Below are 12,662 nucleotides of genomic sequence, written 5' to 3' on the forward strand. Positions count from 1 at the left end.
TACTTTCCAACAGTTAGCGCCGCTCCTATGGTTAGTGACATCGCACCCCACAAGGAGAGTCCTCACCATGAGCATCGTCGTCACCGGAGCCACCGGACACCTCGGCCGTCACGTCGTGGAGCAGCTGCTGGAGAAGGTCCCGGCCGAGCAGATCACCGCGGTCGTGCGCGACGCGGAGAAGGCCGCCGGCTTCGCGGAGCGCGGCGTCCGGATCGCCGTCGCCGACTACAACGCGCCCGCCTCCTTCGACGGCCTGTTCTCCGCCGGTGACAAGGTGCTGCTGATCTCGGGCAACGAGTTCGACAAGGGTCGCGTGCAGCAGCACAAGGTCGTCATCGACGCGGCCGGGGCCGCCGGTGTCGCCCTGCTCGCCTACACCAGCGCCCCGGGCACCCTGACCGCCGCGCTCGCCGACGACCACCGCGGCACGGAGCAGCTCCTGCTGGACTCCGGCGTGCCCTACGCGCTGCTGCGCAACGGCTGGTACCACGAGAACTACACCGAGAACCTCGCCCCGGTGCTGGAGCACGACGCGGTCGTCGCCGCGGCCGGCGAAGGCAAGCTCTCCTCCGCCTCCCGTGCCGACTACGCCGCCGCCGCCGTCGCCGTGCTGACCGGCGAGGGCCACGAGAACAAGACGTACGAGCTGGGCGGCGACACCCCCTGGGGCTTCGCCGAGTACGCGGCCGAACTGAGCCGGCAGACCGGCAGGGAGATCACCTACCAGCCCGTCCCGCCCGAGGCCCTGGTCTCCCTCCTGACCGGCGCGGGGCTGCCGGAGCCGTTCGCGCAGATCCTCGCGGGCGTGGACGTCTCCATCGAGAAGGGCGAGCTGGTGGTGTCCACCGGCGACCTGTCCCGCCTCATCGGGCGCCCGACCACTCCGCTCGCCGAGGCCGTCGCCGCCGCGCTCAAGGGCTGACCTCCCCCGCTCCCCCGCACGCCCCCGCCCTGTCATGACCGTATGCCGATACGGGCATGACAGCCGGGGGCGCCCGGCGTTACCGTCGAGCACGCGGACAGGACGTGCGAAGGAGGGGCCCGTGACGCGCAAGCCGAGGGGTGAGCGGCACATAGGACTGCTGAACGGCTTCGCGGCCTACGGCATGTGGGGCCTGGTCCCCCTGTACTGGCCCCTGCTGAAGCCGGCCGGGGCGACGGAGATCCTGGCCCACCGGATGGTGTGGTCGCTGGTCTTCGTCGGTGCCGCCCTGCTCGTGCTGCGCCGCTGGGCCTGGGCGGGCGAGCTGCTGCGACAGCCGCGCAAGCTGGGCCTGATCACGGTCGCCGCGACGGTGATCACCGTCAACTGGGGCCTGTACATCTGGGCCGTGAACTCCGGGCACGTCGTCGAGGCCTCGCTGGGCTACTTCATCAACCCGCTGGTCACCATCGCGATGGGCGTGCTGCTGCTGAAGGAGCGGCTACGGCCGGCCCAGTGGGCGGCGGTGGGCACGGGCTGCGCCGCGGTCGTGGTGCTGACCATCGGCTACGGCCGGCTGCCGTGGATCTCCCTGTGCCTGGCCTTCTCCTTCGCCACGTACGGGCTGGTGAAGAAGAAGGTGAACCTCGGCGGTGTGGAGTCGCTGGCCGCCGAGACCGCGATCCAGTTCCTGCCCGCGCTCGGCTTCCTGGTGTGGCTGGGCACGCGGGGCGAGGCCACCTTCGCCGCCGAGGGCGCCGGGCACGCGTTGCTGCTCGCCTCGGCCGGGATCGTCACCGCGCTCCCCCTGGTCTGCTTCGGCGCGGCCGCGATCCGTGTGCCCCTGTCCACCATCGGTCTGCTGCAGTACCTGACGCCCGTCTTCCAGTTCCTGCTCGGCGTCTTCTACTTCCACGAGGAGATGCCACCGGAGCGCTGGGCCGGCTTCGCGCTGGTGTGGCTGGCGCTGGCGTTGCTCACCGGTGACGCGCTGCGCACCGCACGCCGGGCCTCCCGCGCGCTGACCACGGAGATCAGCGCGCCCAGCACCACCAGGACGACCGGGACGACCAGCGCCGCGCGGAACGCCGACAGCGTGGCCTCCGGACCGGGCCCGGTGGACGCGAGGCCGTAGACGGCGGTCACCGCCGAGATGCCGATGGCGGAACCGAACTGCGTCGCCGTGGTCAGCAGCCCGCCGGCCAGGCCCTGCTCCGACTCGTCGACCCCGGCCGTCGCCGCGATGGTCAGCGGCCCGTAGGCCAGGGCGAACGCGAGGCCGGACAGCAGCAGCGTCGGGAACATCATCGCGTAGGACCAGTCCATGCCGACCGGCAGGAACAGGGCGTAGGCGGCCACCCCCAGGAGGAATCCGCCGAGGATGACCCGGGCGTTGCCGAAGCGGTTGACCAGCCTGGGGGTGAGGGTCGGCGCGAGGACCGCGTCGACCCCCATGACGATCAGGGCGACGGCGGTCTGCAGGGAGGACCAGCCGCGCAGTTCCTGCAAGTAGAGCGTGACGACGAACTGGAAGCCGAAGAAGGCGCCCAGGAAGAGCAGCGCTCCCAGGTCGGCGCGGACGACCGGGCCTCGGCGCAGGAGCCCCAGGCGCACCAGCGGGTCCGGGCAGCGCCGCTCGAACACGACGAAGGCACCGGCCGTCAGCAGGGCCGCCAGCCCCGAGACCAGGGTGAGCGGCCAGTCGCGCAGGCCGTGCTCCAGGCGTACGACGGTGTAGGCGGCCAGCAGCATGGCGCCGGCGGCGGTGATCGCGCCGGGCAGGTCGAAGGTGCGCCCCCGCGCGGGCGGGGCGTCCTGCCGGGGCACCAGGCGCGCGGCCGTGACGAGCAGGCCGGCCGTCAGCAGCACGGGCGCGAAGAACACCCAGCGCCAGCCCAGCTCGGTGAGCAGGCCGCCGATGACCAGGCCGAGGGAGAAGCCGGCCGCGCCGGTCCCGGCGAAGACCAGCAGGGCCTTGTTGCGCTTCGGCCCCTCCTCGTAGGAGGTGGTGATCAGGGAGAGCGCGGCCGGGGTCATGAACGCGGCGGCGACGCCGGTGACGAACCGGGCGACGATCAGCATCCAGCCGTCCGCGGCGAGACCGCCGAGTCCGGAGAAGGCGAGGAAGACGGTCAGCCAGAGCAGGAACATCCGCCGTCGTCCGAGCAGGTCGGCGGCGCGGCCGCCGAGGAGGGTGAAGCCGGCGTATCCGAGCACGTAGGCGCTCAGCACCCAGGCCGCCGTGCCGGTGGACAGGCCCAGGTCGGAGCGGATGGCCGGAACGGCCACCGCCATCATCGCGACGTCGGCGCCCTCCAGGAAGATCGTCCCGCACAGGACGAGCAGCAACGCCCAGGCCCGCGTGCCCATGCATCAACCCTCCTCCGACACGGGCCGGCCACGCAAACGAAGGGCGGTCCCGCCGGTGCGGTACAAGTGGGCGCATGACGCAGACACCGGCACCGCCCGTCCCCGTGCACTGGAAGGTCGTCATCGACGCCGGCGACCCGCACGCGCAGGCCGACTTCTGGGCCGCGGCGCTGCGGTACGAGGTCGAGGACAACAGCGCCCTCATCGAGAGGCTGCTCGGCCTCGGCGCCCTGCCCGAGGAGGCCACCGTCGACTTCCACGGCCGCCGCGCCTTCCGGGACCTGGTCGCCGTCCGGCACCCCGAGGACCCCTTCGAGCCGGAGAGCGGGACCGGGCTGGGCAGGCGGCTGCTGTTCCAGCGGGTGCCCGAGGCCAAGACGGTCAAGAACCGGCTCCACCTCGACCTGCACCCGGGCGAGGGACGGCGCGAGGAGGAGGCCGCCCGGCTGGAGGCGCTCGGGGCGCGGGTGCTGCGGCGGGTCGAGGAACAGGGCGGCGCGTGGCTCGTGATGGCGGACCCGGAGGGCAACGAGTTCTGCGTGCAGTGACGGCCGAGGGGCCGGACGTGGCCGCCAACCACGTGGCTGGATAGGTGTCTTGACGGAGAGTCAGTAACAGCTTCACCATCCAGGCACCCCATTCACTGTGGGCTGCCCGTGGACACCCCACGCGCGGCCCCAAGGGAATCCGGAGCCCCCACATGAAGCTCTCCGTTTCCGCGCGCGCCGCCGCCGCGGCCGGCCTGGCGACCGCCATGCTGCTGACCGGCGGTGCCGTGGCCGACGCCGCGTCCTCCGCACCCTCCGGAGCGGCCGCAGCGCCGGACATACCCCTGGCGGGTGTCAAGGCCCACCTGTCCCAGCTGCAGTCCATAGCCACCGCCAACGGTGGCAACCGCGCGCACGGCCGCGCCGGCTACAAGGCCTCGCTCGACTACCTCAAGGCCAGGCTGGACGCCGCCGGGTACACCACCACCGTCCAGCAGTTCACCGCCTCCGGCCGCACCGGTTACAACCTGATCGCCGACTGGCCCGGCGGTGACGCGAACCAGGTCGTGATGGCCGGCTCGCACCTCGACAGCGTCTCCTCCGGGCCCGGCATCAACGACAACGGGTCCGGCTCGTCCGCCGTCCTGGAGACCGCTCTCGCCGTGTCCCGGGCGCAGTACAAGCCCACCAAGCACCTGCGGTTCGCCTGGTGGGGTGCCGAGGAGCTCGGCCTGGTCGGCTCCCGCTTCTACGTCAGCCGGCTGGCCACCGGCGACCGCGCACGGATCAGCGCGTACCTGAACTTCGACATGATCGGCTCCCCGAACCCGGGCTACTTCGTCTACGACGACGACCCGGCGATCGAGAAGACCTTCAAGGACTACTTCACCGGCATCGGCGTCCCGACGGAGATCGAGACCGAGGGCGACGGCCGCTCCGACCACGCGCCCTTCAAGAGCGCGGGCGTACCGGTGGGCGGCCTGTTCACCGGGGCCGGCCGGGCGAAGACGGCGGCGCAGGCGGCCAAGTGGGGCGGTACGGCCGGGCAGGCCTTCGACCGCTGCTACCACTCCTCCTGCGACACCACCGCCAACATCAACGACACCGCCCTCGACCGCAACAGCGACGCCCTCGCGTACGCGGTGTGGGAGCTGTCGGAGTAGCCCCCGGGCTCGCCTACGACCGGGCGGCGCGGGCGGTGAGCCGGCCCATGCGGGCGCGGGCCGACTCCAGCTCCTCGATCTCCTCGGCGGCGGGGCCGCCTTCGGAGGCCAGCTCGGTCCACAGGCCGACCAGGCCCCGTCCCAGCTCCAGCCCCAGGGCCGGATCGCGCACGGCACGCCAGGCGGTGGCCGCGCTGCGCACGTTGCCGTAGGCGCCCTCCGCGTCGCCGGCGCGGCGGCGGGCAGCCGCCAGGTCGAGCGAGAGGTGGAAGGCGCGGAGCGGGTCGCCGGCCAAGTAGGCGATGTACGCGGTCAGTTCGCGCAGCCGGAGCACCTCCGGGTGCTCCGGCCCCAGCGTCTGCGAGGCCTGTGCGACGGTCCGGTCCGCCAGCTCGGCCGCGGCGTCGATGCGGCCCTCCTTCACGGCCTCGTTGATCCGCGCGACCGGCTCCGCGAGGAGCGCGGGCGCGGCGGAGTCGCCCGGGGCGCCGAGGGGTTCGTCCCCGAGCACGGCCTCCGCGACGGCGTCGAAACCGCGGGCGGGGGTGGGCTTGGGGTCGGGATCGGAGGCGAGCAACGCGGCCTCCGGGACCGCCTCGGCCCGTCCCCCGGACGTGCTCCCGGGAACAGGCAACGGCCGCACGCCCATGGGCGCGTGACCGGACTCGGACCCCGGGAGCGGCCGGGCGTCCATGGGCGCGTGACCGGACTCCGGACCCGGGAGCGGCCGCACGTCCATGGGCGCGTGACCGGACTCCGGACCCGGAAGCGGCCGGGCGTCCATGGGCGGCGGTGGGCCGAACGCGCCCGTGGGCGGTGCGACGGTGCCGGGCGGCGCGGGCGTGTCCTGCGGCATGGCAGGGGGTGTGTCCTGGGACGTGGCTGGAGGCGTGGCCGGCGAAGCGTCCTGGGGCGTGGCCAGGGGTGCGCTCTGGGGCATGGCCGGCGGTGCGCTCTGGGGCATGGCCGGGGGCGCGTCCTGGGGCGTGGCCGGGGGCGTGTCCTGCGGTGCGGGTTCCTGGACGGCGCGCAGTTCGAACGTCGGGACGGGCTGGCCCGACGGCTGCGGCTCGGGCACCGCCCGCAGCGGGAACGTCGGGGTCGTGCCGGGCGCCGGTTGCGGTACGGGGCGCAGGACATGCGTGGCCCGGTCCCCCTCGGGCCGCTCGGGCCCGGCCGGAGTCGAGGACGCCGTCTCGGCACGCTCCTGGCGCGAGGGCTCGGTGAAGGCCGGAGGGGACGACCCGGCCGGGTCTCCCGCGTGCACCGGACCGGCCGGAGGCATACGCGGCGGCGTGTGCACCGGACCCGCCGGAGGCATGGGAGCGGGCCTGCCCTGGGCCAGGGCGGCCTGGCCGGACCCGGGCGTCTGCGCCGGGGCGGGCGGGAGTGGGTCCTCGGACCCGGCCGGAGGCGTGCGCAGGGGCTCGGAGGTGAAGTGGCTGGAACCGTCCGGGTCGACGCGGAGCGGGACGACGTAGCCGATGCGTTCGTCGTGGACCGTGGCGAGGACGGGGTGGCCCGTGGCCAGGGCGATGTGGTGGAGGCGGCCGAGGACGGCGTGCTGGATCTCCTCGCCGGGGGCCGCGAAGACACGGACGCCGCCGACCGAGGCGCCCTCCGACGCCCCGCCCGCTCCCGGGTCCGGTACGGCCCCGGGGACGTGGACGTCGATCGGCGCCGCCGGGCTCGCCGCGTGTGCGGCCTGCTTCTGTTCCCGCTTCTTCTCGCGGCTGAGTCGCGACATCGTCCCCTCACTGGGCGTCGTACACCTAGTGTCGAGTGTGTCCGCTCGCCCTCGTTTCTCACGTCACCGGGGTGTCACAGGCTCGTCCCAAGGCCCGTGTGCCCGGAATGAGCCGTTCCGTGGGGCGTGAGGACCGGGTGCACGAGGGAGGAGAAGGGCATGCACACAGGCATGCGACAGGGACCGGAGATCTGGCTCAGGCCCCCGGTGACGGGCCCGGGCACGGGCCGTCCGGAAGCCGCGCACGACCGTGCCGCGGCACGGCGTTTCTCCTGGGTCGGTACGCACGGCGGGGCCGGCGTCTCCACCCTCGCGGCGGTCTACGGCGGTCATGACAGCGGCCGCAACTGGCCCGGGGCCGGTGCCCCGCCGTCGGTGCTGCTGGTCGCCCGGACGCACGCGGCCGGCCTGGACACGGTCGCCGGCGCGGTGGAGGTCTTCCGGCGCGGCCAGGCGCCCCCGGAGCTGGACCTCGACGCCGTCGTCCTGGTCGCGGACGCCCCGGGCCGGATGCCGCGTCCGCTCGCCCAGCGGGTGAAGGCTCTGGAGTCGGTCATCGACGTGTACCGCGTGCCGTGGGTGCCGGCCTGGCGGCTCGGTGAGCTCGGCCGCCCGCCGCGCGAGACGGAGGCCCTGGCCCGCCTGACGGGAGTGGCGCGCTGACGGCCGTACGGCTGTCGGCCGGGGACATCGCGGCGGGCGTCCGTACCCGGGAGCTGCGCGCGGTCGACGTCGTCACGGCGGCGCTGGAACGGATCGACCGGGCGGACCCGCAACTGTGCGCGTTCGCCGAGGTGTGGCACGAGGAGGCGCTGCGCAGGGCGGCGGAGGTGGACACCCTCCTGGACGCGGCCGGGACCGACGACTCCGGCGGAAGCGGGACACTGCCCGAGGGGGCCAGGGCCGACGACTCCGACCGAGGCAGGGCGCTGCTCGACACAGCCAAGGCCGACCGCTCCGACCGAGGCAGGCCGCTGCTCGACACAGCCAAGACCGACCGCTCCGACCGAGGCAGGCCGCTGCTCGACACGGCCAAGACCGACCGCTCCGACCGAGGCGGGGCGTTGCTGCTGGCCGGTGTGCCGGTGGCCGTCAAGGGGCGGCACGGGCTGCGTGCGGCGGGGCCGTTGCTCGCCGCCGGTGCCGTCGTCGTCGGGGCGACCTCGGTGCCCGGGCCGGGGACGCCGTGGCAGACCTGGGGGCTCGGGGCCCGGGGCCGGACCGTCAACCCGTGGCGGGCCGACCGGACGCCGGGAGGCTCCTCGGCCGGGGCCGCGGTCGCGGTGGCGGCCGGACTGGTGCCGCTGGCGACGGGCGGCGACGGGGCCGGGTCGGTGCGGATCCCGGCGGCCTGGTGCGGGGTGCTCGGGGTGAAGACCACGAACGGACGGCTCGCCTCCGCCGACCGCACGGGCCTGGCCGCACCGGGCGTGCTCGCCCGCTCGGCGTCGGACGCGGCGGCGTGGTGGCAGGTCGTGTCGGGCGAACCGGCGGCCGCCCGTCCGCCCCTCCCCCTCACCGCCCTCTGGTCGCCCGACCTCGGCTTCGCCGGGCCGGACCCGGAGCCCGTCGCCCTGGCCCGGGCGATGACCGAGCGGCTCGATGCGGCGGGGGTCGTACGGCTCGTGCGGCCGCGGGAGCCGTTGCGGCTCCTGGACCCCGGGCCCGCGTGGCTCGCCCTGCGCGCGGCCGGGGCCGGGCCGTCCGGCAGCGAGTCGGCGCCCGGGCCCGGCCTCGCCGCCGCCCACCGTGTCCGGGCCGGGAACGACCGGCGGCTGGCCGGGCTGTTCACCGAGGTCTGCCTGCTGCTGACGCCGACGGCCCCGACCGCCCCGCACGGTCACGAGGGGCCAGGCGACCGCTACTCCACCTCGCTCACCTGGGCGTTCAACCTCAGCGGACACCCGGCGCTGAGTCTCCCCGCGGGCTTCGGCCACGACGGCTGCCCGGCCGGCCTCCAGCTCGTGGCCCCGCACGGGCAGGACGCGCTGCTTCTGGCCGTCGCACGGGAGGCGGAGAGGCGTCTCGGCGGCTGAACTTCCCTCTCCCGCCCCCGGCGGGGACACCGACGGGCACCCTTGGCAGATTTACTTGCGTACGCATATGATGCAAGCGCGCATAATTGCTGCGCGCCGAGCAATTCAGAGGGGACCGCCATGACCCGCCGCTTCCTTTTCGTCCTGGGCAGCGCCCGCGCCGACGGCAACACCGAACTGCTGGCCCGCCGAGCTGCCGAGCAGCTGCCGCCGGGCGTCGCACAGCAGTGGATCGACCTCACCGAGCACCCGCTCCCCGACTTCGAGGACCTGCGGCACGACAGCGACCACGTCCGCCCGACCGAGGGCAGCACGGCCCTGCTGCTCGACGCCACGCTCGCCGCGACGGACATCGTGATCGCCTCGCCTCTGTACTGGTACTCGGTCTCCGCGCAGACCAAGCGCTACCTGGACCACTGGTCCGGCTGGCTGCGCACGCCCGGCATCGACTTCAAGGCGACCCTGGCCGGACGCACCCTGTGGGGCGTCACCGCCCTGGCGCACGAGGAGGAGGTCGTCGCCGACCCGCTGGTCGGCACGCTCAGCAACTCCGCCGCGTACATGGGCATGCGCTTCGGCGGGGTGCTGCTCGGCAACGGCAGCAAGCCCGGGGACGTGCTGAACGACACCGAGGCCCTGGCCCGCGCCAAGACCTTCTTCGCACAGGAGGCACCGCTCGCCCGGTTCCTGTACGAGCAGTGAGGCCCACTGGCGGCCCGCCCGGTCAGCGCGCCTAGGCCGTGATGTCCTTCGTCGTGAAGCGCGCCCAGGCCGCCGTGCCGAACACCGCCGCGTACAGGGCCTGCAGGCCGAGGTTCCGGGTGAGGTCGTCCCAGTAGACCGGCTCGCGCATCAGGTCGGCGAAGGACAGCCAGTAGTGCGAGAAGAAGTACGGCTGCAGGGCGTCCAGTTGCGGGATCTGGTCGAGGATCTGGACCGTGATCAGCAGGCCCACCGTCGTCGCCATCGCCGCGATACCGCTGTTGGTCAGCGTCGACACGAACAGGCCGAGGGCGGCGACGCCCGTGAGGGACGCGGCGACGGCCAGGGCGATCAGCAGGGCTCTGCCCAGGCCTTCGGCGAAGCCGATCCGCGTACCGGAGATGGTCGTCAGGTCGCCGAGCGGGAAGAGCAGCGCGCCGACCGCCAGGGCCGAGACGGCGACCACCAGCGTGGCCGCCAGGCAGAACAGGACGACCGTCGCGTACTTGGTGAGCAGCAGGCGCGTCCGGCCGGCCGGGGCGACCAGGAGGTAGCGCAGCGTCCCGGCGTTGGCCTCGCCGGCGATCGCGTCGCCCGCGACGACACCGACCGCCATCGGCAGGAAGAACGGCAGCGTGGCGGCCAGAGCGGTGAAGACCAGGAACAGGCCGTTGTTGGTGATCTGCGGGATGAAGGCCGGACCGCCGCCCCCGCCGCCGGGCGAGGAGCCGTCACCCGTCTCGATCCTGACGGCGATGCCGACCAGGACCGGCACGCCCGCCAGGACCGCCAGCAGGGCGAGGGTGCGCCAGCGGCGGAAGGTGGTGGTGAGCTCGTTGCGCAGCAGCCCGAACGTCCACAGCGGGCTCACCGGCCGTGCGGCCCGCGCCACGTCAGCCCGCGACATCGAAGCCCTCCCCGGTCAGTGCCACGAACGCGTCCTCCAGCGAGGCCCGTTCGACCGTGAAGCCGCGGACCCGCACCCCCGCCGCGACCAGCGCGGCGTTCACCTCGGCCAGGTCGCGGTCCGGGACCTCGCCGGTCACCCGGTCGCCGGTGACGGTGATGTCGCCGACGCCCTGCTCCTTCAGGACGCGGGCCGCCTCCGCCCCGTCCGGTGTGGTCACCACGAGCAGCCCGCGCGCTCCGGCGGCCAGCTCGGCGACCGGCCCCTGGACGAGGAGCCGTCCCTGGGCCATCACGGCGGCGTGCGTGCAGACCTGCTCGATCTCGTCGAGGAGGTGCGAGGAGAGGAAGACGGTCGTGCCGTCCGAGGCGAGTGCGCGGATCAGCGTGCGGATCTCGCGCATGCCCTGCGGGTCCAGGCCGTTGGTGGGCTCGTCGAGGACCAGCAGCCGGCGCGGCTGGAGCAGGGCCGCGGCGAGGCCCAGGCGCTGCTTCATGCCGAGCGAGTACGCCTTGGCCTTCTTGCCCGCCGCGGCCGTCAGACCCACCCGGTCCAGGGCGGCGGCGACCCGGGCCCGCCGGGTGCGCGGATCGGCGGCCGGGTCGGCGCAGTCGTAACGCAGGAGGTTGTCGCGGCCGGAGAGGAAGCCGTAGAGGGCCGGGCCCTCGATGAGGGCGCCGACGTGCGGGAGCACGGCGCGGGTGGCCCTGGGCAGGGGCCGCCCGAGGACGCGTGCCGTGCCGGAGGTGGGCTCGATCAGGCCCATCAGCATGCGGATGGTGGTGGTCTTGCCGGAGCCGTTGGGGCCGAGGAAGCCGAAGACGCTGCCCGCCGGGACGGTCAGGTCCAGACCGTCCACGGCGAGCTGTCCGCCGCGGTAGCGCTTGGTGAGCGCGCGGGTGGCGATGACCGGTTCCCCGGCCTCCTGCTCGCCCGGCTGCTCCGGCTCCGTGGCGGACGGTTCGCCCATCGGCTTCCTCGTTCTCTCGGCGTCCCGCGCCGGGCCTGTGCCCCGCGGGTGTACGGGACCTACTTCCCGGCGTCGGCCGCCTTCACGAGCGCGTCCTTGGTCACGGCGCCCACGTAGACCTTGCCGTCGTCGGTGATCAGGGCGTTGATCAGACGGGTCGAGAAGACCGTGCCCGAGCCGAACTTGCCGGTGACCTTGTCGCCGAGCGAGTCGAGGAAGCCGCCGAACTGGCCGGCCGCCTCGCCGGAGGGCACGCCCTCGCCGCCGGTGTCGAAGGTGGCGATGGCGTTCCAGCCCTCGCCGATGGTCTGCATGCCGTCGGGGCCCTTGCCGAGGTCCTCACCGGGCTTCGGGGCCTTCTCGGCGTGACCGCGCGCCTCGCCCTTCTCGAACTCCTTGCCGAACTCCTTGCCGAACTCCTTGCCGGCGTCCTTCTCCTCGGTGACCTTCGCGCCCTTGGGCGGGGTGAAGTCGAAGGTCGAGGCGGCCGGCTTGGCGAAGCTGACCTGGGTGAAGCCCACGTCGACGACGGCGGCGCCGCCGCTCGCCGGGGTGAGCGTGAACTTCAGCGGCGTGCCCGTCTCCGCGTCCACCGCGACGGTGATCGCGCCGACGGTCGAGCCGGACTGCCGGGGCTCGACCAGCAGCTTGTAGGCGTCCCGGCCGGCGACCTGGGCGGTGCCGTCCACGGTCACGGAGGTCGTGTCGTCCACGGCCTTCAGGGCCTTCGCGGCGAAGTCCTTCGGCGTGGCCGGCGGCTGCCGGTCCTTGTCGCGCTCCGGGCTCTCGGAGGCGGTGCCGTGGTAGACCTCGTTGGACTTGCTGTCGTAGGCCCAGACGTCCTTGCCGTTGTGGACGATGCTGTACTCGGCGGCGTTCTCCAGCAGCGACAGCTTCTGCCGGTCGGGGCCGTCGGCGGCGACGCGCAGGGTGTGCGTGCCGGTGGCCAGTTCGGTGAGCTTGGCCGTGGGGTCGGCGGAGGAGCCGCCCTCGCCGCGGCCGGCGGCGCCGGACATCAGTCCGGACTCCAGGCCGCCGAGGTCCGGCAGACCGAGGTCGGTGCTGATCTTCACCGTGCCGGAGAGCTGTTCGGTGTCCGACTCGGCGATCTTCTGGATGAGCTGCTGTGCGGTGATCTTCGGAAGGTCGGGGTCACCGGAGTCGGCGAGTGCGGGGACCAGGCCGATCGTCGCGGCCGCCACCCCCACCACCGTGACCGGGACGACGTACCGCGCGGCCTTGCGCCGCCGGGAGTGCTGCTCGTCGACCTCCCCGCCGGTCGTGCTGTCGTCGGATGCGTACGGTGCCATGTGTGCCCTACCTCCGTGGTCGGCGGCGGCTGTCCGTGTCGTCCACG

The 12,662-nt window shown here is 73.8% G+C and carries 11 protein-coding genes and 1 pseudogene; 7 read left to right on the forward strand and 5 right to left on the reverse strand.

Annotated elements, in window-relative coordinates:
- Positions 1-67: 67 nt before the first annotated feature.
- Both ACIGAQ_RS19355 and rarD read left to right on the forward strand, forming a co-directional pair.
- Positions 68-922, forward strand: coding sequence for an NAD(P)H-binding protein (locus ACIGAQ_RS19355; RefSeq protein ID WP_399784241.1), 855 nt, complete (start codon positions 68-70; stop codon positions 920-922).
- Between the two features lie 121 nt (positions 923-1,043).
- Complete coding sequence (gene rarD, locus ACIGAQ_RS19360) at positions 1,044-2,057, forward strand: EamA family transporter RarD (protein ID WP_311680397.1); 1,014 nt, start codon at positions 1,044-1,046, stop codon at positions 2,055-2,057.
- Between the two features lie 32 nt (positions 2,058-2,089).
- On the opposite strand, the pseudogene ACIGAQ_RS19365 reads toward rarD, so the two are convergent.
- Positions 2,090-3,292: pseudogene (locus tag ACIGAQ_RS19365) on the reverse strand (MFS transporter); the annotation flags it as partial.
- A 74-nt stretch (positions 3,293-3,366) separates the two neighbouring features.
- Here ACIGAQ_RS19365 and ACIGAQ_RS19370 point away from each other — a divergent pair.
- A complete protein-coding gene (locus tag ACIGAQ_RS19370) occupies positions 3,367-3,840 on the forward strand; it encodes a VOC family protein (protein ID WP_311680398.1) in 474 nt (157 codons plus the stop codon).
- 152 nt (positions 3,841-3,992) lie between these two features.
- Positions 3,993-4,943, forward strand: coding sequence for a M28 family metallopeptidase (locus ACIGAQ_RS19375; protein ID WP_311680399.1), 951 nt, complete (start codon positions 3,993-3,995; stop codon positions 4,941-4,943).
- 13 nt (positions 4,944-4,956) lie between these two features.
- On the opposite strand, the gene ACIGAQ_RS19380 is transcribed toward ACIGAQ_RS19375, so the two are convergent.
- A complete protein-coding gene (locus tag ACIGAQ_RS19380; protein ID WP_399784246.1) occupies positions 4,957-6,690 on the reverse strand; it encodes a tetratricopeptide repeat protein in 1,734 nt (577 codons plus the stop codon).
- Positions 6,691-6,849: 159 nt separating this feature from the next.
- Here ACIGAQ_RS19380 and ACIGAQ_RS19385 point away from each other — a divergent pair, with 159 nt between their 5' ends.
- The 3 genes from ACIGAQ_RS19385 to ACIGAQ_RS19395 all read left to right on the forward strand — a co-directional run bounded on the left by ACIGAQ_RS19385 (position 6,850) and on the right by ACIGAQ_RS19395 (position 9,428).
- Positions 6,850-7,353: a DUF6668 family protein gene (locus ACIGAQ_RS19385; protein ID WP_399784249.1), complete on the forward strand. Its 504-nt coding sequence runs from the start codon at positions 6,850-6,852 to the stop codon at positions 7,351-7,353.
- A 131-nt stretch (positions 7,354-7,484) separates the two neighbouring features.
- Positions 7,485-8,726 carry an amidase family protein gene (locus ACIGAQ_RS19390; protein WP_399784252.1) on the forward strand — a complete coding sequence of 414 codons (1,242 nt, stop codon included), beginning with the start codon at positions 7,485-7,487 and terminating at the stop codon, positions 8,724-8,726.
- 120 nt (positions 8,727-8,846) lie between these two features.
- Positions 8,847-9,428, forward strand: coding sequence for an NAD(P)H-dependent oxidoreductase (locus ACIGAQ_RS19395; protein ID WP_362276852.1), 582 nt, complete (start codon positions 8,847-8,849; stop codon positions 9,426-9,428).
- Between the two features lie 31 nt (positions 9,429-9,459).
- Here ACIGAQ_RS19395 and ACIGAQ_RS19400 read toward each other — a convergent pair whose 3' ends face one another.
- The 3 genes from ACIGAQ_RS19400 to ACIGAQ_RS19410 are packed head-to-tail and all read right to left on the reverse strand — an operon-like array spanning position 9,460 to position 12,615.
- The gene (locus ACIGAQ_RS19400) at positions 9,460-10,335 is read right to left on the reverse strand and encodes an ABC transporter permease (RefSeq protein WP_399784255.1); all 876 of its coding nucleotides are present in this window, start codon (positions 10,333-10,335) and stop codon (positions 9,460-9,462) included.
- A complete protein-coding gene (locus ACIGAQ_RS19405) occupies positions 10,322-11,305 on the reverse strand; it encodes an ATP-binding cassette domain-containing protein (RefSeq protein ID WP_399784258.1) in 984 nt (327 codons plus the stop codon). Before ACIGAQ_RS19405 ends, ACIGAQ_RS19400 begins: the two co-directional genes overlap by 14 nt.
- Before the next feature lie 59 nt (positions 11,306-11,364).
- Entirely contained in the window at positions 11,365-12,615 is a 1,251-nt protein-coding gene (locus tag ACIGAQ_RS19410; protein ID WP_399784261.1) for an outer membrane lipoprotein carrier protein LolA, read from the reverse strand.
- Positions 12,616-12,662: the final 47 nt, after the last annotated feature.

The sequence above is a fragment of the Streptomyces sp. NPDC085932 genome, from assembly GCF_044540525.1.
Taxonomy (GTDB): domain Bacteria; phylum Actinomycetota; class Actinomycetes; order Streptomycetales; family Streptomycetaceae; genus Streptomyces; species Streptomyces levis.